The organism is Streptomyces sp. SAT1 (assembly GCF_001654495.1).
Taxonomy (GTDB): Bacteria; Actinomycetota; Actinomycetes; order Streptomycetales; family Streptomycetaceae; genus Streptomyces; species Streptomyces andamanensis.
Window position 1 is genome coordinate 4,885,997 of sequence record NZ_CP015849.1, and the last position, 19,620, is coordinate 4,905,616.

25 protein-coding genes are annotated in these 19,620 nt (G+C 73.0%); 10 read left to right on the top strand and 15 right to left on the bottom strand.

Going from position 1 to position 19,620, the window contains the following annotated elements; all coding sequences use genetic code 11:
• Positions 1–16: 16 nt before the first annotated feature.
• The 3 genes from A8713_RS21200 to A8713_RS21210 all read right to left on the bottom strand — a co-directional run bounded on the left by A8713_RS21200 (position 17) and on the right by A8713_RS21210 (position 2,138).
• A complete protein-coding gene (locus A8713_RS21200) occupies positions 17–1,195 on the bottom strand; it encodes an RNA polymerase sigma factor SigF (RefSeq protein WP_079159069.1) in 1,179 nt (392 codons plus the stop codon).
• 17 nt (positions 1,196–1,212) lie between these two features.
• Complete coding sequence (locus A8713_RS21205) at positions 1,213–1,629, bottom strand: anti-sigma regulatory factor (protein ID WP_009190566.1); 417 nt, start codon at positions 1,627–1,629, stop codon at positions 1,213–1,215.
• Between the two features lie 248 nt (positions 1,630–1,877).
• Positions 1,878–2,138, bottom strand: a complete 261-nt coding sequence (locus A8713_RS21210; RefSeq protein ID WP_018571357.1) for a UBP-type zinc finger domain-containing protein — start codon at positions 2,136–2,138, stop codon at positions 1,878–1,880.
• Between the two features lie 78 nt (positions 2,139–2,216).
• Here A8713_RS21210 and A8713_RS21215 point away from each other — a divergent pair, with 78 nt between their 5' ends.
• Positions 2,217–3,812, top strand: a complete 1,596-nt coding sequence (locus tag A8713_RS21215) for a Na+/H+ antiporter (RefSeq protein ID WP_064535223.1) — start codon at positions 2,217–2,219, stop codon at positions 3,810–3,812.
• 59 nt (positions 3,813–3,871) lie between these two features.
• On the opposite strand, the gene A8713_RS21220 is transcribed toward A8713_RS21215, so the two are convergent.
• Positions 3,872–4,831 (bottom strand): 1-aminocyclopropane-1-carboxylate deaminase/D-cysteine desulfhydrase, encoded by a 960-nt coding sequence (locus A8713_RS21220; RefSeq protein ID WP_237305435.1) that lies wholly within the window; start codon positions 4,829–4,831, stop codon positions 3,872–3,874.
• Positions 4,832–5,054: 223 nt separating this feature from the next.
• Here A8713_RS21220 and A8713_RS21225 point away from each other — a divergent pair, with 223 nt between their 5' ends.
• From A8713_RS21225 to A8713_RS21235, 3 genes are all read left to right on the top strand, one after another.
• Positions 5,055–6,461 carry a family 2B encapsulin nanocompartment shell protein gene (locus A8713_RS21225; protein ID WP_064535224.1) on the top strand — a complete coding sequence of 469 codons (1,407 nt, stop codon included), beginning with the start codon at positions 5,055–5,057 and terminating at the stop codon, positions 6,459–6,461.
• 127 nt (positions 6,462–6,588) lie between these two features.
• Entirely contained in the window at positions 6,589–7,758 is a 1,170-nt protein-coding gene (locus tag A8713_RS21230; RefSeq protein ID WP_064535225.1) for a family 2 encapsulin nanocompartment cargo protein polyprenyl transferase, read from the top strand.
• A gap of 187 nt (positions 7,759–7,945) precedes the next feature.
• Entirely contained in the window at positions 7,946–8,653 is a 708-nt protein-coding gene (locus tag A8713_RS21235) for a GNAT family N-acetyltransferase (protein WP_064535226.1), read from the top strand.
• On the opposite strand, the gene A8713_RS21240 is transcribed toward A8713_RS21235, so the two are convergent.
• Positions 8,650–9,249, bottom strand: a complete 600-nt coding sequence (locus tag A8713_RS21240) for a TetR/AcrR family transcriptional regulator (protein ID WP_064535227.1) — start codon at positions 9,247–9,249, stop codon at positions 8,650–8,652. The two genes, A8713_RS21235 and A8713_RS21240, sit on opposite strands and share 4 nt — an antisense overlap.
• Positions 9,250–9,374: 125 nt before the next feature.
• Here A8713_RS21240 and A8713_RS21245 point away from each other — a divergent pair, with 125 nt between their 5' ends.
• Positions 9,375–9,956 (top strand): dihydrofolate reductase family protein, encoded by a 582-nt coding sequence (locus A8713_RS21245; protein WP_064535228.1) that lies wholly within the window; start codon positions 9,375–9,377, stop codon positions 9,954–9,956.
• Positions 9,957–9,965: 9 nt separating this feature from the next.
• On the opposite strand, the gene A8713_RS21250 is transcribed toward A8713_RS21245, so the two are convergent.
• From A8713_RS21250 to A8713_RS21270, 6 genes are all read right to left on the bottom strand, one after another.
• Positions 9,966–10,709 carry a VOC family protein gene (locus A8713_RS21250; RefSeq protein ID WP_064535229.1) on the bottom strand — a complete coding sequence of 248 codons (744 nt, stop codon included), beginning with the start codon at positions 10,707–10,709 and terminating at the stop codon, positions 9,966–9,968.
• An 84-nt stretch (positions 10,710–10,793) separates the two neighbouring features.
• Positions 10,794–11,402: a hypothetical protein gene (locus A8713_RS21255; RefSeq protein ID WP_064535230.1), complete on the bottom strand. Its 609-nt coding sequence runs from the start codon at positions 11,400–11,402 to the stop codon at positions 10,794–10,796.
• 68 nt (positions 11,403–11,470) lie between these two features.
• Positions 11,471–12,157, bottom strand: a complete 687-nt coding sequence (locus A8713_RS21260; RefSeq protein WP_064537630.1) for a DUF6286 domain-containing protein — start codon at positions 12,155–12,157, stop codon at positions 11,471–11,473.
• Positions 12,158–12,314: 157 nt separating this feature from the next.
• Positions 12,315–12,722 (bottom strand): Asp23/Gls24 family envelope stress response protein, encoded by a 408-nt coding sequence (locus A8713_RS21265; RefSeq protein WP_064535231.1) that lies wholly within the window; start codon positions 12,720–12,722, stop codon positions 12,315–12,317.
• On the bottom strand, positions 12,719–12,889 hold the full coding sequence (locus tag A8713_RS33625; protein WP_159393111.1) for a hypothetical protein: 171 nt from the start codon (positions 12,887–12,889) through the stop codon (positions 12,719–12,721). The genes A8713_RS21265 and A8713_RS33625 overlap by 4 nt, the downstream gene beginning before the upstream one ends.
• Before the next feature lie 83 nt (positions 12,890–12,972).
• The gene (locus A8713_RS21270) at positions 12,973–13,458 is read right to left on the bottom strand and encodes an Asp23/Gls24 family envelope stress response protein (RefSeq protein ID WP_018571370.1); all 486 of its coding nucleotides are present in this window, start codon (positions 13,456–13,458) and stop codon (positions 12,973–12,975) included.
• Between the two features lie 159 nt (positions 13,459–13,617).
• Here A8713_RS21270 and A8713_RS21275 point away from each other — a divergent pair, with 159 nt between their 5' ends.
• The 3 genes from A8713_RS21275 to A8713_RS21285 are packed head-to-tail and all read left to right on the top strand — an operon-like array spanning position 13,618 to position 15,220.
• Positions 13,618–14,208 carry an RNA polymerase sigma factor gene (locus A8713_RS21275; protein WP_173860881.1) on the top strand — a complete coding sequence of 197 codons (591 nt, stop codon included), beginning with the start codon at positions 13,618–13,620 and terminating at the stop codon, positions 14,206–14,208.
• Positions 14,199–14,837, top strand: coding sequence for a hypothetical protein (locus A8713_RS21280; protein ID WP_079159070.1), 639 nt, complete (start codon positions 14,199–14,201; stop codon positions 14,835–14,837). Before A8713_RS21275 ends, A8713_RS21280 begins: the two co-directional genes overlap by 10 nt.
• Entirely contained in the window at positions 14,837–15,220 is a 384-nt protein-coding gene (locus A8713_RS21285; RefSeq protein WP_064535233.1) for a hypothetical protein, read from the top strand. Before A8713_RS21280 ends, A8713_RS21285 begins: the two co-directional genes overlap by 1 nt.
• A 189-nt stretch (positions 15,221–15,409) precedes the next feature.
• Here the strand turns inward: A8713_RS21285 and sodN are convergent, their stop codons facing one another.
• Entirely contained in the window at positions 15,410–15,805 is a 396-nt protein-coding gene (sodN, locus tag A8713_RS21290) for a superoxide dismutase, Ni (protein WP_064535234.1), read from the bottom strand.
• Between the two features lie 145 nt (positions 15,806–15,950).
• On the opposite strand from sodN, the gene sodX reads away from it, so the two are divergent.
• Positions 15,951–16,385: a nickel-type superoxide dismutase maturation protease gene (sodX, locus tag A8713_RS21295; protein WP_064537632.1), complete on the top strand. Its 435-nt coding sequence runs from the start codon at positions 15,951–15,953 to the stop codon at positions 16,383–16,385.
• Here sodX and A8713_RS21300 read toward each other — a convergent pair.
• The gene (locus tag A8713_RS21300) at positions 16,289–16,918 is read right to left on the bottom strand and encodes a CGNR zinc finger domain-containing protein (RefSeq protein ID WP_064535235.1); all 630 of its coding nucleotides are present in this window, start codon (positions 16,916–16,918) and stop codon (positions 16,289–16,291) included. The two genes, sodX and A8713_RS21300, sit on opposite strands and share 97 nt — an antisense overlap.
• Before the next feature lie 98 nt (positions 16,919–17,016).
• On the opposite strand from A8713_RS21300, the gene A8713_RS21305 reads away from it, so the two are divergent.
• Positions 17,017–17,793, top strand: coding sequence for a class I SAM-dependent methyltransferase (locus A8713_RS21305; RefSeq protein WP_064535236.1), 777 nt, complete (start codon positions 17,017–17,019; stop codon positions 17,791–17,793).
• 84 nt (positions 17,794–17,877) lie between these two features.
• Here A8713_RS21305 and A8713_RS21310 read toward each other — a convergent pair whose 3' ends face one another.
• Positions 17,878–18,630 (bottom strand): amino acid ABC transporter ATP-binding protein, encoded by a 753-nt coding sequence (locus tag A8713_RS21310; protein ID WP_064537633.1) that lies wholly within the window; start codon positions 18,628–18,630, stop codon positions 17,878–17,880.
• Between the two features lie 50 nt (positions 18,631–18,680).
• Positions 18,681–19,616 (bottom strand): amino acid ABC transporter permease, encoded by a 936-nt coding sequence (locus A8713_RS21315; protein ID WP_064535237.1) that lies wholly within the window; start codon positions 19,614–19,616, stop codon positions 18,681–18,683.
• Between the last annotated feature and the right edge of the window lie 4 nt (positions 19,617–19,620).

Here is a 19,620-nt window from a genome sequence, read left to right on the forward strand (position 1 = left end):
CACCGGCGAGGTCCGGTCACTCCTCCACCAGCAGCTTCTCCCGGAGCTGGGCCAGCGTGCGGGCCAGCAGCCGCGAGACGTGCATCTGCGAGATGCCGACCTCCTGCGCGATCTGCGACTGGGTCATGTTGCCGAAGAAGCGCAGCAGCAGGATGCGCTTCTCACGCGGCGGGAGGTCCTCCAGCAGCGGCTTCAGCGACTCGCGGTACTCCACGCCCTCCAGCGCCTCGTCCTCGGCGCCGAGGGTGTCGGCGACCGCCGGGGACTCGTCGTCGGTGTCGGGGACGTCCAGGGACAGCGTGGAGTAGGCGTTGGCCGACTCCAGGCCCTCCAGGACCTCCTCCTCGGAGATGGCCAGCTTCTCGGCCAGCTCGTGCACCGTGGGGGAGCGGCCGTGCAGCTGGGACAGCTCGGCCGTCGCCGTGGTGAGCGAGAGCCGCAGCTCCTGGAGCCGGCGCGGCACGCGCACCGCCCAGCCCTTGTCCCGGAAGTGCCGTTTGATCTCGCCGACGACCGTCGGGGTCGCGTACGTGGAGAACTCCACGCCGCGGTCCGGGTCGAACCGGTCGACCGACTTGATCAGTCCGATCGTGGCGACCTGGGTGAGGTCGTCCAGCGGCTCGCCGCGGTTGCGGAAGCGGCGCGCGAGGTGCTCGACGAGGGGCAGGTGCATCCGGACCAGCTGGTTGCGCAGCTCCGCGTACTGCGGGCTGCCGTCCGGCAGCGCGCGCAGCTCGACGAACATCGCGCGTGCGCCGCTGCGGTCGTGCGGGTCGTGCTGCGCGCCGCGCACGCGCGGGGCGCTCTGCGCGGTGTCCTCGGAGTCCCGCTCGTGCTCGCTCATCGTCCCGCCCGTCGCCCTTCCCCGAGCCCTTGCCTCCTCTCCCGCCCTCGGCCGCTGCGACCGGGCGGACCGGGCGGACGGGTCCCCGCGCCCGTCGGCGGTGTCGCCCCGCGCGGCGCCGTCCCGCTCCCGGGGCTCCGCGCCCAGGGCACCGGACTCCGCGGTGTCGTCCTCCGGATGCGGCCTGGCCTGCTCGGGGATGCCGTCGATGCCGCCCGCCGGCCGTGCGGGCTCCGCCGGAGCGCCCTGGACACCCTGGACGCTCCTGTTGGGCTTTCCGGCCGCGTCGGCGCGAGGCGGGGTCCCGCCCTCGGTCGGCAGCTCCCGTGTGCCGCGTTCTTCGTCCCGCACCGGCCCGTCCCCGTTCCTCACGCCGGCCCGGGTCCCGCGCCGCGCTGTTTGTAGAGGCTGATCGAAACGGTCTTGTCCTCGTCCACGGCGGAGGAGACCTTGCCCGCCAGGGCCGACAGGACGGTCCAGGCGAAGGTGTCCCGCGAGGGGGCGTGACCGTCCGTGGTCGGGGCCGAGACGGTGACCTCCAGCGAGTCGTCGACCAGCCGGAAGACGCAGCTGAGCACCGAGCCGGGCACGGCCTGCTGGAGCAGGATCGCGCAGGCCTCGTCCACCGCGATGCGCAGGTCCTCGATCTCGTCGAGGGTGAAGTCCAAACGGGCCGCCAGGCCGGCCGTGGCCGTCCGCAGCACCGACAGGTAGGCACCCGCAGCCGGCAGCCGGACTTCCACGAAGTCCTGGTTCGCCGCGGGCTCGCCTGCGATCTGGGACACCCTCACCTCCAAGGTGGTACAAGCTCTCTAGGGCCGAGGGTCGCCCCCCGGGGCACACGATTCATGGTCCAGCGGTGACGCTACCGCGCTCACGCCACTCGTGTTCCGGGACCCCGACCCCTTCCTGTCACTCATAGTAAACCTACGGATACGCTCCGTGGCTAGGGGTTGGGCGGATCCAAATAGGAACAACGCGCGCCGGGTTGACGTACCCACACGTCAGACGGTCGAACCGTCGGGAAACCCGGTCACACCAGGACGTGGTCCACGAAGCACCAGCGCCAGTCCTCCCCGGGCTCGAAGGTCCGCATCACCGGGTGCCCGGTGTCCTTGTGGTGCGTCGTGGCGTGCTGGCCCGGCGACGAGTCGCAGCATCCCACGTGGCCACAGGTCAGGCAGAGCCGCAACTGCACCGGGTGTGTGCCGTCCCGCAGGCACTCCGGGCACGTCTCGCTTCGGGGCTCGGGCTCCGGATACGGCAGCGCGTCGGCGTGCGTGCACTGTTTCATGATTGCCAGATTACGACTTCCGCGCGGAGGACCGCGCGGAAAAGCCGGGCGGGACGACACGATGGGCGGGCGAGGACGATGGACGTGATGCCGCTGCTTCTGCTGGTGGCGGGCAGCGCCGCGGTGGCCGGGGCCGCCCGGCGCACCCCGGTGCCGGCTCCGCTGCTGCTCGTCGCCGCAGGACTTGCGATCTCCTACGTGCCCGGCGTGCCGGACTACACGCTCGACCCGGAGGTGGTCCTGCCGCTGCTGCTGCCCCCGCTGCTGTACACGTCCGCGGCGGACAGCTCCTACCTGGACCTGCGGGCGCAGCTGAGACCGGTGGCCCTGCTCTCGGTCGGCTACGTGCTCTTCGCGACCTTCGTGGTCGGCTGGGCCGCCTACCGGATCGTGCCGGGGCTGCCGCTGACGGCCGCGCTGGTGCTGGGTGCCGTGGTGGCCCCGCCGGACGCGGTCGCGGCGACGGCGGTGGCCCGCCGCGTCGGGCTGCCCTCCCGGATCACCACCATCCTCCAGGGCGAGTCCCTGCTCAACGACGCCACCGCGATCACCGCCTACAAGGTGGCCCTCGCCGCGGCCGTCGGCGAGGGCGCGACCTGGTCGGGCGGGACGGAGGAGTTCCTCGTGGCGGCGGTCGGCGGGGTCGGCATCGGACTGGTGCTGATGGCACCGCTGCACTGGCTGCGCACCCACCTGAAGGAGGCGCTGCTCCAGAACACCCTCTCGCTGCTGATCCCGTTCGTCGCCTACGGCGTCGCCGAGCAGGTGCACGCCTCCGGTGTCCTCGCGGTGGTCACCGTCGCCCTCTACCTCGGCCACCGTGCCTGGGAGGTCGACTTCGCGACCCGCCTCCAGGAGGAGGCCGTGTGGAAGATGGTCGCCTTCGTCCTGGAGTCGGCGGTGTTCGCCCTCATCGGACTGCAACTGCCCGTCGTCCTGCGCGGCCTGGAGAAGTACTCCGGGGCCGAGGCCGCCTGGTACGCGATCGCCGTGTTCCTGGTGGTGGTGGCCGCCCGGTTCGTCTGGGTGTTCCCGGCGACGTTCCTGCCGAGGCTGCTGTCCCGGCGGGTGCGCGAGCGGGAGGAGAATCCCACCTGGAAGGGCGCGGTGATCACCTCCTGGGCCGGGATGCGGGGCGTGGTGTCCCTGGCCATCGCCTTCTCCGTCCCCCTCACGGTGCACGGCGGCGAGCCCTTCCCGCAGCGGAACCTGCTGCTCTTCCTGACCTTCACGACGGTCATCGGCACCCTGGTGGTGCAGGGCCTGACCCTGCCGCCGCTCATCCACCTGCTGAAGTTCCCCGGCCCCGACCCGCAGGCCGCCACCCTCGCCGAGGCGAACGCCCAGGCCCAGGCGTCCCGGGTCGCCGAGGAACGCCTGGAGGAACTGCTCGCCGACGAGCGCAACGTCCTGCCGCCGCCCCTCGCCGACCGGCTCCGCTCGGTCCTGGAACGCCGCCGCAACGCCGTGTGGGAGCGCCTCGGCCAGACCAACCCGGTCACCGGTGAATCGGTCGACGACACCTACCGCAGGCTCTCCCGGGACATGATCGGCGCCGAGCGCGCCGTCTTCGTGCACCTGCGCGACGGCCGCTACATCGACGACGAGATGCTGCGCACCCTGCTGCGCAGGCTGGACCTGGAGGAGGCCGCCGCCTACCGGGAGGCCGCGTAGCGGCGGGGAGAGTTCCCTGGGGCGGTGCCCTGGTTGCCCCGGTGCGACCGGCCGCTCCGCTACGGCGGGAACGGCCGCCCCGTCACCACGGCCGCGACCGTCGTCCCGCGCGCGAAGGCGCCCTCCTCGGCCAGGGCGACCAGGGCGTAGAGCAGCTTGGCGACGTACAGGCGCTCCACGGGGACGCCGTGCCGGCCGGTGAAGTCCTCGGCGAAGGCGTCGAGTTCAGGGGTGGTGCGGGCGTAGCCGCCGAAGTGGAAGCGGTCGTCGAGGGACCAGGTGCCGCGGCGGCCGCCGAAGGCCCTCTCCTGGAGGCCGAGCACCTCGGCGGCCAGGAAACCGCCCTTGAGGACCGGTATCCCCAGCGCCCGGCAGCCGCCGGGCAGTCCGGCGGCGAGTCCGGCCAGGGTGCCCCCGGTGCCGCAGGCCACACCGACGACACCGGCCCGGCCCGCCAGCTCCGCGCCCAGAGCGGTGCAGCCGCGCACCGCCAGGGTGTTGCTGCCGCCCTCGGGCACCACATGGGCGTCCTCGGCACCGGCCGCGCGGAGCACGGCCGCGAGCGTTTCGGGTTCCGTCTTGCTCCGGTACGTGGACCGCTCGACGAAGTGCAGCCGCATGCCGTCGGCGGCGCACCGGGCCAGGGAGTCGTTGAGCGGCCGGTCCGCCAGCTCCTGGCCGCGCACCACGCCCACCGTGGGCACGCCCAGCAGCCGTCCGGCCGCCGCGGTCGCCCGCAGATGGTTGGACCAGGCGCCGCCGAAGGTCACGATCGTCCGGCCCGCCGCCGCGCGCAGGTTCGGCGCGAGCTTGCGCCACTTGTTGCCGGTCAGCTCCGGGTGGATCAGATCGTCGCGCTTGAGCAGCAGGCGCAGTCCGCGCCGGCCGAACCGCTCGTCGCTCAGCTCCTGCAAGGGGGACGGGAGCACGGGGGAGAGGGAGGGGGAGAGTGCGGTGGGACCGGTGGGACCGGGGGAGGCGGTGGGACCGATGGGATGGGGGACGGCGGAGCTGGTCACCGGACCATTGTCCCCGCGTCCGCCCGGACCGGGAGAAAGGCCCGTGCCGTACGGAATTCCGGTACGCGCGCCGGACGGGATCCCCATGTGTGCCCGGCCCGGAGGTGATCCATTCCCGCTCTTTCGTGTAATAGCACGGCCACGTTACGTGATGGAAGGCTGGGCCCTGCAAATCGATGCCCGGCGCCGATCGCACCGGGCATGACCGGGAGGGCAATTCTCTATGTCGGTAGGCGATGAGGTCCGCACGGAGCAGGACCGGCCGCAGCAGAGCCTCGGCACCGCGGCCGCGCGGAACCTGGCCACCACCACCAAGTCCGTACCCCAGATGCAGGAGATCAGCTCGCGCTGGCTCCTGCGCATGCTGCCGTGGGTGGATGTGCAGGGCGGCACGTACCGGGTGAACCGGCGGCTCACGTACGCCGTCGGCGACGGACGGATCACCTTCGTGAAGACGGGCGACCGCGTCGAGGTGATCCCCGCCGAACTCGGCGAACTGCCCGCCCTGCGGGGGTACGAGGACACCGACGTGCTCTCCGAGCTGGCCCAGCGCTGCCGGCAGCGGGAGATCGCCGCAGGCCAGGTCATCGCCTCCTTCGGCAACCAGTCCGAGGACGTCTACCTGCTCGCGCACGGCAGGGCCGAGAAGGTCGGCACCGGCCCGTACGGCGACGACCAGGTCCTCGGCGTCCTCGCCGACGGCGCCTACTTCGGCGAGCAGGCACTGCTGGACCCGGACGCCATCTGGGACTACACGGTCCGCGCCGACACCACGTGCACCGTCCTCGTCCTGTCCCGGCACGACTTCGAGCAGGTCGCCGAGCGCGCCGACTCGCTCCGCGCCCACCTGCGGCAGCTGCGCTCGATCCCGGGCCAGCGCACCAACAGGTACGGCGAGAAGGAGGTCGACCTCGCCGTCGGGCACAGCGGCGAGCCGGACATCCCGCACACCTTCGTCGACTACGAGGCCAGCCCCCGCGAGTACGAGCTGAGCATCGCCCAGACCGTGCTGCGCATCCACACCCGCGTGGCCGACCTCTACAACCAGCCGATGAACCAGACGGAGCAGCAGCTCCGGCTCACCGTCGAGGCGTTGAAGGAGCGCCAGGAGCACGAGCTGGTCAACAACCGCGACTTCGGCCTGCTCCACAACTGCGAGTACGACCAGCGGATCCAGCCGCACGACGGCGCGCCCAGCCCCGACGACATGGACGAACTGCTCAGCAGGCGCCGCGGCACCAAGCTGTTCCTCGCCCACCCGCGTGCGATCGCCGCGTTCGGCCGCGAGCTGAACCGGCGGGGACTGGTCCCCGAGACGATCGACATGGGCGGCAACCGCATCCCCACCTGGCGCGGGGTGCCGGTCTTCCCGTGCAACAAGATCCCGGTCAGCGAGGCCCGGACCAGCTCGATCATCGCGCTGCGCACCGGCGAGGAGGACCAGGGCGTCATCGGGCTGCGCGCGAAGGGCATCCCGGACGAGATCGAGCCGAGCCTGTCCGTGCGGTTCATGGGCATCAACGAACAGGCCATCGTCAAGTACCTGGTGACGGCCTACTACTCGGCGGCCGTGCTGGTACCGGACGCGGTCGGTGTCCTGGAGAACGTCGAGGTCGGCCGTTGGTACTGAGCCGCATCGCCGGCTCGCGGTGTCCGCGCCCGCGGGCCCGGGTAGTACACCCCGGCCGGCACCCGGGCGGACGTCCCGCGCCGGACGCGCAGGCGCCACTGTTCGCGGACTCACCGAGGGGGAGCGGATGGCCGAGATCATGACGGGGACGACACCGCGCCCGCCGGGTGCCCGCGGTGGCGCGGCGACGGCGCGCCAGGCGGGGGCGGCCTCCGTGGCGGCGCTGCCGCGGCCCGCCGGTGCGGACGAGGGCGGCGGTCCCGAGGGCTCGCCCGACGGGCAGGACGCGGCGGTGATCCTGGAGCGGGCCCGGACGTCGTTCGATCCCGAACTGCGTTCGGCAGTAGCCTCGTTGCCCGCCTCCATGCGCCGCATCGCCAGTTACCACTTCGGCTGGGAGCACGCGGACGGCACACCGGCCGCCGGGCACGCGGGCAAGGCGATCCGCCCGGCACTGGTCCTCACCGCGGCCGAGGCACTCGGCGGCCCGCGGGCGCGCGCGAGCGCCGCGCGGGCCGCGGCGGCGGTGGAACTGGTCCACAACTTCACGCTGCTGCACGACGACGTGATGGACCGGGACACCACCCGCCGCCACCGGCCCACGGCCTGGACGGTGTTCGGCGACACCGATGCCATCCTCGCCGGGGACGCCCTCCAGGCACTGGCCCTGGGGATGCTCGCCGAGGACCCGCATCCGGCGTCCCGGGCGGTCGCCGCCCGGCTCGCGTCCTGCGTCGTCGAACTGTGCGCGGGCCAGCACGCGGACAGCGCACTGGAGCAGCGCCCGCCCTGCGAGGTGACGCTGCCCGAGGTGCTCGCCATGGCCGAGGCCAAGACGGGAGCCCTGATCGGCTGCGCCTGCGCCGCCGGAGCGCTGTACGCGGGAGCGGCCGAGGAGGAGGTGGAGGCGCTGGACGCGTTCGGCAGACAGGCGGGACTGGCGTTCCAGCTCATCGACGACGTGATCGGCATATGGGGCGACCCCGGCCGTACGGGCAAGCCGGCCGGTGCCGACCTCGCCGCCCGCAAGAAGTCGCTGCCCGTGGTCGCCGCGCTCACCTCCGGCACCCCGGCCGCCCGGGAGCTGGCCGAGCTCTACGCCCGGCCCCACCAGGAAGGGGAGGAGGAGCGCGCCGCGCTGATGGTGGAGCGGGCCGGCGGCCGGGACTGGGCCCAGTCCCAGGCGGCCGACCGGATGGCCCAGGCCGTCCAGGAACTCTCCCGTGCCGTCCCGGACCCCGCCGACGCGGGAGGTCTGCTGGCGCTGGCCGAGTTCGTGACCCGCCGCACCAGCTGAGGCGCGCGCTCAGGTTCCGGAGCCCCCGGGCCCGTACGGTTCCTGACCCCGTACGGCGGCCGGGGCTCCGGTTCGGCGGGTCCCGCACTGCCCCACGGTGTGCGGGGCCCGCCCCGCACCGTCCCGGCAAGCGCCCGGTACGCTCGGCGCCCGTACCGGCACTGCTTGTCGAGGTGAGGGGCGGACGATGGGCGTGGCGATCCGGGCGGCCGGGGAAGACGACCGGGAACTGGTCGTGCGGCTGCTGGACGAGTCCTTCCGGGACGATCCCGTGAGCAGCTGGGTCTTCCCGGACGCGGAGTACCGCCGCCGGACCCACCACCGGCTGATGGGCGCCTTCACGGACGTGGTGCTCGCCGACGGCCGTATCGACCTGACCGAGGACGGCGCGGCCTGCGCGCTGTGGCTGTCGATGCCCGCGTCCGCCGACGACACCCATGGCTCCGCCGGTCCCGCCGGTCCCGCCGGTCCCGCCGGTCCTGACGGTTCCGCTACTCCCGCCGGTTCTGGCGGTCGCGGCGGGGAACCGGCCGACCCGGCGGTGTGGATGCGCGAGACGGTCGATCCGGCGAACCCGAGGGTGGAGGAGATCGTCCGGCTCCTGGACGCGACGCATCCTGCGGGCCGGGCCCACGAGTACCTCTGGATGATCGCCGTCGCCCCGGACCGGCAGGGCGCGGGCCTCGGCGGCGCGCTCGTCCGGCACGTCCTGGACCGCTGCGACCGCGAGGGCCCGCCCGCCTATCTGGAGGCCAGCAGTCCGCGCAGCACCAGGCTCTACGAACGCCTGGGATTCGCGTACACCGGTACCACGGTCGACCTGCCGGACGGCCCGCGGATGTGGCCGATGTGGCGCGAACCCGGCACCGGCGGCCGGACCGCCGAAAAGCGCTAAGCCTCTTCGGTCTCCGGTACGAGAGCCGCGACGACGCGGTCCACCAGGCCGTCGGGCACGCTCACTCCGGGCAGGACGCCGTCCAGGACGTCCGGCAGGGTCAGGTGTTCGAGGAGCAGGCCGAGCATGGCGAGGTAGAGGACGGTCACGGTCTCGTCGCCGCCGGGCAGCGCGGCCGCCCGGTGGAACTCCAGGGCCTGTTCCAGATCACCGCGCACCGACCGGGTGTAGGAGGCGCGCAGTGCGGGGCGCCGGGTGGCTTCGAGGCGCATCTCCAGCAGCGCCAGGTAACCGCTGCGGTCCCGGGTCGCGCGGTGCAGCAGGTCGTGCATGAACGCGGTGACCAGGGCGCGGTCCCTGGGGCGGTCCATCAGATGGGCGACCACCTCCGGGTCGGGCGCCAGACGGATGTGCAGCCGGGCGTCGATCTGGCGCAGCAGGTCGTCGCGGCCGGTGAAGTAGTTGGACGCGGTGCCCACCGGCACCCCCGCTTCGGCGTCGACCGCGCGGAAGGTCAGCCCGCGGGCGCCTTCCCGCGCGAGTACCTCGACCCCCGCGTCGACCAGCGCCGCCCGCCGCTCCGGATTCCCGGCCATACGGAACCCCTTCTCTCACTTGCTTGGTGATGCCGTGATCCCTTGCAACCACTACGCATGAAGTACTACAACTGAAGCACTACAAGCGCAGTGGTTCGCCGCGCAGCCTACGGAAAGAGTCCGGATTGCGAAAGCTCACCTACTTCATCGCCTGCTCGATCGACGGCTTCATCGGGGCCCCTGACGGCGACGCGCAGATGTTCTTCGCCTACCTCGACCAGGAGTTCCTCGGCTTCCTGACGGAGGAGTACCCGGAGACCGCGGCCACCCAGGGCCGCCGCGCGCTCGGCATCGACCACCTGGAGAACAAGCGCTTCGACACGCTGATCCAGGGCCGGGTCAGCTACGACCTCGCCCTCAAGGAGGGCATCACCAGTCCGTATGCCCATCTGCGCCAGTACGTCGCCTCGCGCACGCTGGGGCAGTCGCCCGACCCGGACGTGGAGGTCATCTCCACCGGCCTGGTGGAGCGGGTGCGCGCACTGAAGGCGGAAGAGAGCGAGTTCGGCATCTATCTGTGCGGCGGCTCGCGGCTCGCCGGGGAACTGGCCGACGAGATCGACGAGATCGTCGTCAAGACCTACCCGGTCGTCCTCGGCTCGGGCCTGCCGATGTTCGCGTCGGGCTTCTCCGTCACGCCGTTCACCCTCGACGAGGTGCGCACCTTCGCCAACGGGGTGCTGGTGCGGACGTACCGGAGGGCATGAGGGGCCGTCCTACGAAGCCGCCCGGGGCAGGCCCCCCGTCTCCGGGTCCCGGCCGGTCAGGCAGTACAGGCCGCCGGCCGGGTCGCGCATGACCGTCCAGTGCGGGTGGTCGGCCACCCGGGTCGCGCCCCGTTCCTCGTGCCGGGCACGGGTGGCGGCGATGTCCGCGCAAGCCAGGTCCGGGTGGGCGGCGGCGGCCCGCTCCTCGTCCAGGCGCTGGAGCAGGATCCGCACCGGCAGACCGGCCGGCGGCGCGATCGTGTGGAACTCGGGCAGCGCGCCGGGCCGCGACGTCCAGCCCTCCAGCAGCCCGCTCCAGAAGGCGACCTCCGCGCCGAAGGCGGACGGCGGCACATCCAGACACACCTGGTCCAGTCGGCTGCCGCGCACGACGGGCGGACGCACCGACTCCCCGGCCCAGGGCACCGCACAGAACAACAGCCCCGCCGGTGACCGCAGTACGGCCCATCCCTCGTGCTCGGCGGCAACCGAGCCCCCGAGCCGTACGGCCGCCGCCGCCAGCCCCGGCACATCGTCGACCGCCAGATCCAGATGCGCGCCCCCGCCCCCGGAACCGACCGCCTGCACCTTCCCGCAGGCGTCCCCGCTCTCCGGCACCAGAGTGGCGAACTCTCCGTTCTCGCCCCGCACCTGCGACGCCCGGCTGTCCGTGACGGCGGCCCAGAACTCCAGGGCCCGCCCGAAACTCTCCACGGGCCGGTCGACGAAGGCGTACGTCCAGCGGATCTCCATGGGGCCGATGGTACGAGTACCCGGGCTCCACCAAGGGGCCGGTGCCCGGAGCCGGACCGCGGCCGGGCCGGACCGCCGCACCGCTCAGTCCACGCGGTGCGGCCGGTGGCGGACGACGCGCATGCGGACCTCGGTGGGCGTCGGCGGGGAGCCGGTGGACCGGTGCGCGGTGCGGAGCGGTCCTTCGCAGAGGGCACCGAGTGCGGCGCCGGGCGCGCCCTCGGGGGTGAGGGTGAGCCCGACGCGCGTGCGGGGGCGGGCGGCCCGGCCGGTGATGCGTACGGTCGCCTGGTCGACCCCCGGCAGGGCGCCGGCCTCGGCCGCGACCGCGTCGGCGAGTGCGCTGTCACGCAGTTCGACGCCCTCCTGCGGAGGTGCGCCGCCGACGGGCAGAGTGCCGGGGCGGCGGCGGCTCAGCTGGGTGAGCAGCCACCACAGGGCGAGCAGGAAGGCGAGGGCGAGGGCGGCGATGACCGCGGGCCACCACCACCAGCCCTGGCTGCTCCAGCGCTTCCGGTCGGCGGAGCCGAGCAGCACGTCGCCGGGGGCCGTCAGGGGCCAGCCGCCGGGCGGGACCAGATCGTGCGGCCGGTAGACGTCGAGCCCGGCGAAGAGGATCAGCAGTCCGCCGCCGAGCAGGACCAGTCCGGCGAGGGCCAGCAGACTGCGGTTGAGTACGGATCTCGGCGTCATGGTTCGGGCTCCCGATGCTGCGGGTTTCCGGTCGGTACGGGTTCCGGTCGGTCGGTGCGGATCTCCGGTCAATGGGCGCGCCGTCGCACGCGTACGACGATGCGGGGCGGGCGGGCGAGGGCCAGCCGGCCGCATTCCTCGTCGAGGACCGCGGTGAGGTCGTCCTTCACCTGCCGGGAATCGCGGAAGCGGACGTCCGCGCGGGCTCTGACGCGGTGGCGGCGGACCCGCACGCGCGCCGCGCCGACCCCGGGGACCCGCATCGCGGCGTCCCGCAGCAGGCCGGCGGCCCCGTCGCGGTCCAGGGAGGCCCGCAGCCAGGGGCAGTCGGCGGGCGAGCGCAGGGGCAGCCAGTGGCGCAGGCCGGGGGTGAGAGCCAGGAGGATCAGCCAGACCCCGAGGGCGGCGGCCACGGCGGCTCCCGTGAGCATCCACACGTCGTCCACCGGGCGGGTGGCCAGTTCGTCGGTCAGGTGCCGCCGCCAGGCCGCCGCCGGACGCCCCGCCCGTACGGCGACCACGTCCACCAGCGCCGCGACCGCTGCCACGAGCAGCACCAGCGCGACCACCGCCGCCGGGACGCGGCGCGCGGACCACGGCCGGCGGGTCCGGTGCCCGCTGCCGCCGGCCCCGGACCCGCGCCCGGACCCGTGCTCACGGCCGGACACGTCACGGCCGGACATGTCACGACCGGGCGGATCGGGCTCCTTCGCCGCGGACTCCTCCACCGCGGACTCCTTCGCCGACGGCACCATGGCGGCACGGTGCCCGGACGACGGAGCGGAGCGGCCCGGAAGGCCGGGTTCGGATGTCATCGGATCACCCCTTCCTGCACGGCACGCCCGGCGCGCCGCAGGTCATACGCGGGTGCGCCGCACGGCACGCCCGGTGCGCGGGGCCGCTGCGCGCCGGTCACCGGACCCGCCCCCGGCTCGCTCCGGCGGCTGTCACCAGCCGGCGGACGGTGAGGGTCACCTCGCCCACCCGCAGGCCGGTCAGCGTGGCCACCCGTTCGGCGACGTCCTGCCGGATCCGCTCGCAGGCTTCGGGGATGTCGGTGGGGTAGGGCAGGTCGAGGGCCAGATGCAGGCGCACCGATCCGGAACGGACGGCGGCGGAGGCGCTGGGCGCCGTCGGCCCGCCCCGGTCCGGCGGTACGGCGGCGCGTCCGGTCTGGGACGTGCGCGTGGCCTGTGCGGCGATGCGCTCCACCACCCTGTCCGGGATGACGGTGGCGCCCCGCTCCGCCGGGGGCGGCAGGCCCGCGGGCGGAGCCGGTGCGCCCGGCCCCTCGCGGGGCGGGCCGGGCCGGGTCCTCACCGCGGCCTCCGGGTCCGGACGTCGAGGTCGCCCTGCACGGCGAGGCCGACGACCAGCCCCACCGCGCCCAGGACCAGTACCAGCAGAAACGCCCAGAAACCGCCGAAGTACCCGGCGAAGCCCAGCGCCATGCCCGCCACGAGGCCTGTCGTTGCCGCGTTCATCATGCACTCACCCGTCTCACGAACGTACGTGGCTTTCCCCGGTCACCCGCTCTTCCCCGCTCACGCCCCCAGGGCGCGGCGGCGGCTCACCGCACGCGGCCCTCGTCCGGCTGGTCCTCGTCCTCCTCGTCGGGGAGGTGGACGTCGTCGACGGTGATGTTCACCTCGACGACCTCCAGCCCGGTCATCCGTTCCACGGCGCTGATGACATTGGCGCGAGCGCCGCCGGCGACGTCGACGATGGAGACGCCGTACTCGACGACGACATCCAGGTCCACCGCGGCCTGGCGCTCGCCGACCTCGACCTTCACTCCTCGTGTGATGCCGCCTCCGCCGCCGCCCGGCACCCGCTCCCGCACGGCGCCGAGAGCACGGGCCATGCCCGCGCCCAGGCTGTGGATGCCCGGCGACTCGCGGGTGGCCATGCCCGCGATCTTCGCCACCACGCCGTCCGCGATGGTGGTCTTCCCCCGTGTCTCGGCCGGTGCCCCGGCCCCGGTGCGGCCCTTGAGCGCGCTCACACCCGCCTCGGGCCGGCTGCCCCCGCCGACGCTGGTGATGTTGTCCGTCATGGCGGTCGCCTCGATCGGTCGGTCGGACACCGGTGTTGGTGCCCCTCACAAGGTTGGACATATCGGACGGGGCATCTCTCACGCGCGAAGGCTGTGACGTGCATCACAAGGCGCTCTCCGGGTACGCGGCGGTGGTCCGAGTCTTCGTACGGGAACGCCATGATCGAACGCACCGTGTCCCCACCGCCGGAAGGCGACCTGCGGGAATGTGACCTGCCGGACGGGCTGCTGGCCGTACGGGCGGCAGAGGGGGACGACGACTCCTTCGCCGCTCTCGTCCGGCGGCACGGCTCGTCCCTGCTCGCCCTGGCCCGCTGCATGCTCGGCAACCCCCAGGACGCCGAGGACGCCGTCCAGGACGCCTTCGTCAGTGCCTGGCGGCGGCTGCCGGAGTACCGGCACAGCGCGGAGTTCCGTACCTGGATGTACCGGATCACCGTCAACCGCTGCCTGACCATGCGACGGCGCAGACCGCCGCCCCTCTCCCTGGACGCCGTCGTCGAGCCCGCGGCGGGCGACGCCTGGAGCCAGCCCGCCCGGTCCGCCGAGCAGGACGCGGCCACCGCCGCCCTCTCCCGCGCGCTCGCCGAACTGGACGCCGGGCAGCGGCTGTGCTGGATCCTCCGGGAGGTGCAGGGCCTGTCCTACAAGGAGATCGCCCACGTGACCCGGACCAGCGAACAGACGGCGCGCGGACGGCTGTTCCGGGCCCGCCGATCCCTTCAGGAGGCGATGGGCCCATGGCGCTAGACGCCCCGCACGCACGGCCTTCCGGACCGCCCGGGGCCGACGGGCCCCCGTTCGAAGGCGATGAGGTGCTGCCCTGCGGCCGCCTGCTCAGCCAGGTGTGGGAGCGGGCGCGGGACATGGCCGCAGACCCGCACACCGCCTCCTGTCCGTACTGCCGCGAGGTCGTCGAGGGGCTGGCGGCGCTGACCGAGGCCACCCGGGCGCTGTGCGCCGCCGAGGACACCTCCGCCCTCCGGGCGCTCACCGAGCGCGTCATGGACGTCGTCAGGGCAGAGGTACGGCTCGGACGGCTGCTGCCCCTGGCCGATCCGGAACGGGACCTGCGGATCGCCGAGAGCGCCGCGGCGAAGGTGCTGCGCCGGGCCGCGGACACGGTGCCCGGCGCCAGGGCGGCGGCCTGCCGGCTCCGGCCCGAGGGGGAGGGCGCGGACGTCCGCGTCACCCTGACCCTGGCCGCCGCGCTCGACCGCCCGCTGCCCGACCGGGTCCGCCAGGTGCGCCGGTCCGTCCTCCACTCGGCCCGGCACGACCTGGGCCTCGCCGTGACGGCCGTCGACATCACCGTGACCGGCGTCCTGGAACCGGAACAGCCCCCGGAGCCCGGCCCCGTGACCGGCGGCGGCGCGTGATGACCGCCGTCCCCGCGGCCATGGCGCTGCCCCGCGTCGCCTCCGAGGCGGCCCTCGCGGTGCCCGGTGTGGCGGCCCTGGACCCCCGCCTCACCCGCCGTCTCGCGGCAGCCGCCGCGCCCGCCCGGCCGGACGCCACCTCGCGACGGGTGCCGCCCGAGGCGGCCGTCCGGGCCGACCGGGCGCCCGACGGCACGGGGTGGCACATCGAGGTGCGCTGCGTCCTGTCCGGGCGGCGGCGGGCGCTGGACGTCGCCCGTGACGTCCACGACCGGGTGGCGGCCGCCGCCGTCGCGCACCTCACCATGCTCGGCGCCGTGGAGCCGGTCACCGTCGAGGTCGTCGTGACCGGTGTCGTCGCCCGGCAGCCTGACGCGGCGTGAGGCGCGGCTGCGCGTCCGCGGCCGGAGCGGTGAAGGCCGGGGTCGGAGCGAGGAAGGCCGGAGCCGGGGCCGGGCGAAAAAGACCGCACCCGGACCGGCATGGCCGCCGTTGTCGGCGGCCTGCGGTCCGGGTGCGGGCAGGAGACTCTGCGTTCAGAGAAACCGCAGGCCGGAAGGCTCAAGCGAAGATCAGGCCTTCTTGGTCTCCCAGAAGATCTTGTCGATCTGGGCGATGTAGTCCAGCGCCTTCTGGCCCGTCGCCGGGTCGGTGGAGGCCTTGGCGGCGGAGAGGGCCTTCAGCGTGTCGTTGACCAGCTGGTGCAGTTCGGGGTACTTCTCGAAGTGCGGGGCCTTGAAGTAGTCGCTCCAGAGCACGGAGACGTGGTGCTTGGCCAGCTCGGCGCGCTGCTCCTTGATGACCGTGGCGCGGGCCTGGTAGTGCGGGTCGTCGTTGCCGGCCATCTTCTCCTGGACGGCCTTCACCGACTCCGCCTCGATGCGGGCCTGGGCGGGGTCGTACACACCGCAGGGCAGGTCGCAGTGCGCGCTGACCTTGACCTTGGGGGCAAACAGGCGGGAAAGCATGGAGCATTCCTTCCTCGTGATCGTCTTCTCAGGGGGGACATTACTCCCTGCAAAGCCTGTTTTCGCGGGTGCCCCCAGGGGCTTAGGACAAAAGTCCAGGGTCAGACTGGGACTGGTGGAGGAACGGACCGGGGAGGTGCCGGGGATGCCGGAGCTGTTGCAGGAGACCGAGCGCAGAGGCGCTCTGCTGCCCTTCGGGCTGGCCGAGGTGACCGGTCCGTCCATGGTGCCCACGCTGCACCAGGGGGACCGGCTGGTGGTGCAGTACGGGGCCCGGGTCCGCGCGGGGGAGGTGATCGTGCTGCGCCATCCGTTCCAGCAGGACCTGCTCGTCGTCAAGCGGGCGGCGGAGCGCCGCGAGGGCGGCTGGTGGGTGCTGGGCGACAACGCGTACGCGGGCGGGGACAGCACCGACTACGGCACGGTGCCGGAGGACCTGGTGCTGGGCAGGGTGTGGCTGCGCTACCGGCCGCGCCGGGACGGTCAGCGCTCGCCGCTGGCGCTGGTGCGCTGGGTGCTGTCGGCGGTCAGGCCCGTGCTCGCCGACCGGTCGGCCTCCAGGCGCTTGCGGGCCCGGTAGGCGGCCACGTTGGCGCGGGTGGCGCAGCGGTCGGAGCAGTAGCGGCGGGAGCGGTTGGTCGAGGTGTCCAGATAGGCGTTGCGGCAGGGCGCGGCCTCGCACAGGCCGAGGCGGTCCACGCCGTACGCGGTGAGGTGGAAGGCCAGGCCCATGGCCGCGATCGCCGCGTAGCCGGCGGTGGCGTTGGACGGGTGGTCGGCCAGGTGCATGTGCCACAGCGGCCGGCCGTCCTCGTCGCGGTGGTCGTGCCCGGAGATCTGCGGGCTCACCGGGAACTCCAGCAGCAGCGAGTTCAGCAGGGCCACCGCCAGGGTCTCGTCGCCCTGGTCGGCCGCCTCGAAGACCGACCGCAGCCGCCCCCGGACCGAGCGGAAGCGGGTGACGTCGGCCTCGGTGGCGCGCCGGGCCGCCGAGCCGTTGGCACCGAACAGGTCGCGGACCGCCTCCACCGAGGTCAGGACGTCTTTGCCGCGCCCCGGTTCCTCGCTGTTGACGAGACGTACGGCGTAGTCCGAGTAATAGGCCAGTTCCACTTGTAGTCCTTACGAGGGCGCTCTATGGTCGTGGGTGCGGTCGGTAACAGCCGGTCGTGGTTCCAGGGTATTACGCGACCTGAGTGAGGGAGACGGCGATGACCGGCACGGGCACGGACGTCACGGCGGCGGGCACCGACTGGCGGGCCTGGCAGGAGAGCTGGGACCGGCAGCAGGAGTGGTACATGCCCGACCGGGAGGACCGCTTCCGCATCATGCTCGACATGGTGGAGGCCCTGGTCGGCGCCGCGCCGCGGGTCCTGGACCTGGCCTGCGGCACCGGAACCATCACCGCCCGCCTGCTCGACCGCTTCCCGGGGGCCACCAGCACGGGCGTCGACCTCGACCCGGCGCTCCTGGCCATCGCCGAGGGCACCTTCGCGGGTGACGAGCGCGTCTCCTTCGTGACCGCCGATCTGAAGGACCCCGACTGGACGGCGAAGCTGCCGTACGCCTCCTACGACGCCGTCCTGACCGCCACGGCCCTGCACTGGCTGCACAGCGAACCCCTCGCCGCCCTTTACGGTCAGGTCGCGGGACTCGTCCGCGACGGTGGTGTCTTCATGAACGCGGACCACATGATCGACGAGTCGACGCCCCGGATCAACGCGGCCGAGCGCGCCCAGCGCCACGAGCGCATGGAACGGGCCAAGGAGGAGGGCGCCCTGGACTGGGCCGCCTGGTGGCAGGTGGCCGCGAAGGACCCGGTGCTGGCCGGGCCGACCGCCCGCCGCTTCGAGATCTACGGGGAGCACGCCGACGGCGACATGCCCTCCGCCGCCTGGCACGCGCGCGTGCTGCGCGAGAAGGGCTTCGCCGAGGCCCGCCCGGTGTGGTGCTCGCCGTCGGACACCCTGCTGCTGGCCCTGAAGTAGCGCGGGCCGCGGCGCGCGCAGGTGTGAGGGGCGGTACGGGTTCGTCCCGTACCGCCCCTCACACGTGCCCGCCGTACGGCGGGGCTACAGCACCTTCGACAGGAACGAGCGCGTGCGCTCGTGCTGCGGGTCGGTCAGCACCTCGCGCGGGTGGCCGGACTCGACCACCACGCCCTCGTCCATGAAGACCAGGCTGTCGCCGACCTCGCGGGCGAAGCCCATCTCGTGGGTGACGACGACCATCGTCATCCCGGACTCGGCGAGGTCGCGCATGACGTCGAGGACGTCGCCGACCAGCTCGGGGTCGAGCGCCGAGGTCGGCTCGTCGAACAGCATCAGCTTGGGGTCCATGGCCAGCGCGCGGGCGATGGCCACGCGCTGCTGCTGGCCGCCGGAGAGCTGCGAGGGGTAGTGCCCCGCGCGGTCGGCCAGGCCCACCCGCTCCAGCAGCTGCATCGCGCGGTCCCGGGCCTCGCCCCGGTTCACGCCCCTGACCTGGACCGGCGCCTCGATGACGTTCTCCAGGGCGGTCATGTGCGGGAACAGGTTGAAGCGCTGGAAGACCATGCCGATGTCGCGGCGCTTCATGGCGACCTCGCGGTCGCGCAGCTCGTAGAGCCTGTCGCCGTGCTGGCGGTAGCCGACCAGCTCGCCGTCGACCCAGAGCCGGCCCGCGTTGATCTTCTCCAGGTGGTTGATGCAGCGCAGGAACGTCGACTTGCCGGAGCCGGAGGGGCCGATGAGGCAGAACACCTCGCCCGACCTGACCTCCAGGTCGATGCCCTTGAGCACCTCGACCTGGCCGAAGGACTTGTGCACGCCCTCGGCCTTCACCATCGCCACGCCGGTGCCGGGCGCGGCCTGGTCCCGCTTGGTGAGCTTGTCGGTCATGCCGTGACCTTCCTGCTGGAGAAGGACGTCAGATGTGCTCGGACCTTCTGCCAGGGCGTGGCCGGCAGGCTGCGGCTGGAGCCGCGGGCGTAGTACCGCTCGATGTAGTACTGGCCCACGCTCAGCACCGAGGTCATGATCAGGTACCAGGCGGCGGCGAGGAAGTACATCTCCACCGGGGCGCCGGAGACCTGCCCGATGTCCTGGGCATAGCGGAACAGCTCCGGATACTGGACGGCCGCCACCAGGGAGGTCGTCTTCAGCATGTTGATGACCTCGTTGCCGGTCGGCGGCACGATCACCCGCATCGCCTGCGGGATGATGATGCGCCGCAGGGTCCTGCCGTGGCTCATGCCCAGCGCGTGGGCGGCCTCGGTCTGGCCCTCGTCGACGGCGAGCAGGCCGGCGCGGCAGATCTCCGCCATGTACGCCGCCTCGTTCAGACCCAGGCCGAGCAGCGCCGTCAGCAGCGGCGTCATGAAGTTCGACCAGTAGTCCTTGTAGAACGGCATCAGGTTGACGTACTCGAAGACCAGGCCGAGGTTGAACCAGAGGAACAGCTGGACCAGGACCGGGGTGCCGCGGAAGAACCAGATGTAGAACCAGGCGATCGCCGAGGTCACCGGGTTCTTCGACAGGCGCATCACCGCGAGGACGATGCCGCCGACGATGCCGATCAGCATCGACAGGACCGTCAGCAGGAGGGTCTTGCCGACGCCGGTGGTGATCCGGTCGTCGAAGAAGTAGTCCGGCACGGCGTGCCAGTTGATCTTGCCCTGGCCGAACGCGTAGATGATCGCGGCCAGGGCGGCGATCGCGACGAGCGCGGTGACGTAGCGCCCGTAGTGCCGGACGGGGATGGCCTTGACGGCCTGGGGGCCGGTGGCGGGCGCGTCGCCGGGCCCGGCCGTCTTGTCGATGTCAGCAGTCACGGAT

What these genes read in the sequence shown, in the direction of transcription:
- A8713_RS21235 (WP_064535226.1), top strand. Translation starts at nt 7,946, where the DNA reads ATGGGCGTGGCGATCCGGGCGGCCGGGGAAGACGACCGGGAACTGGTC.
- A8713_RS21230 (WP_064535225.1), top strand. Translation starts at nt 6,589, where the DNA reads ATGGCCGAGATCATGACGGGGACGACACCGCGCCCGCCGGGTGCCCGC.
- A8713_RS33625 (WP_159393111.1), bottom strand. Translation starts at nt 12,889, where the DNA reads ATGATGAACGCGGCAACGACAGGCCTCGTGGCGGGCATGGCGCTGGGC.
- A8713_RS21225 (WP_064535224.1), top strand. Translation starts at nt 5,055, where the DNA reads ATGTCGGTAGGCGATGAGGTCCGCACGGAGCAGGACCGGCCGCAGCAG.
- A8713_RS21280 (WP_079159070.1), top strand. Translation starts at nt 14,199, where the DNA reads ATGGCGCTAGACGCCCCGCACGCACGGCCTTCCGGACCGCCCGGGGCC.
- A8713_RS21305 (WP_064535236.1), top strand. Translation starts at nt 17,017, where the DNA reads ATGACCGGCACGGGCACGGACGTCACGGCGGCGGGCACCGACTGGCGG.
- A8713_RS21260 (WP_064537630.1), bottom strand. Translation starts at nt 12,157, where the DNA reads ATGGTGCCGTCGGCGAAGGAGTCCGCGGTGGAGGAGTCCGCGGCGAAG.
- A8713_RS21275 (WP_173860881.1), top strand. Translation starts at nt 13,618, where the DNA reads ATGATCGAACGCACCGTGTCCCCACCGCCGGAAGGCGACCTGCGGGAA.
- A8713_RS21270 (WP_018571370.1), bottom strand. Translation starts at nt 13,458, where the DNA reads ATGACGGACAACATCACCAGCGTCGGCGGGGGCAGCCGGCCCGAGGCG.
- sodN (WP_064535234.1), bottom strand. Translation starts at nt 15,805, where the DNA reads ATGCTTTCCCGCCTGTTTGCCCCCAAGGTCAAGGTCAGCGCGCACTGC.
- A8713_RS21240 (WP_064535227.1), bottom strand. Translation starts at nt 9,249, where the DNA reads ATGGCCGGGAATCCGGAGCGGCGGGCGGCGCTGGTCGACGCGGGGGTC.
- A8713_RS21250 (WP_064535229.1), bottom strand. Translation starts at nt 10,709, where the DNA reads ATGGAGATCCGCTGGACGTACGCCTTCGTCGACCGGCCCGTGGAGAGT.
- A8713_RS21285 (WP_064535233.1), top strand. Translation starts at nt 14,837, where the DNA reads ATGACCGCCGTCCCCGCGGCCATGGCGCTGCCCCGCGTCGCCTCCGAG.
- A8713_RS21215 (WP_064535223.1), top strand. Translation starts at nt 2,217, where the DNA reads ATGGACGTGATGCCGCTGCTTCTGCTGGTGGCGGGCAGCGCCGCGGTG.
- sodX (WP_064537632.1), top strand. Translation starts at nt 15,951, where the DNA reads ATGCCGGAGCTGTTGCAGGAGACCGAGCGCAGAGGCGCTCTGCTGCCC.
- A8713_RS21210 (WP_018571357.1), bottom strand. Translation starts at nt 2,138, where the DNA reads ATGAAACAGTGCACGCACGCCGACGCGCTGCCGTATCCGGAGCCCGAG.
- A8713_RS21255 (WP_064535230.1), bottom strand. Translation starts at nt 11,402, where the DNA reads ATGACGCCGAGATCCGTACTCAACCGCAGTCTGCTGGCCCTCGCCGGA.
- A8713_RS21310 (WP_064537633.1), bottom strand. Translation starts at nt 18,630, where the DNA reads ATGGTGAAGGCCGAGGGCGTGCACAAGTCCTTCGGCCAGGTCGAGGTG.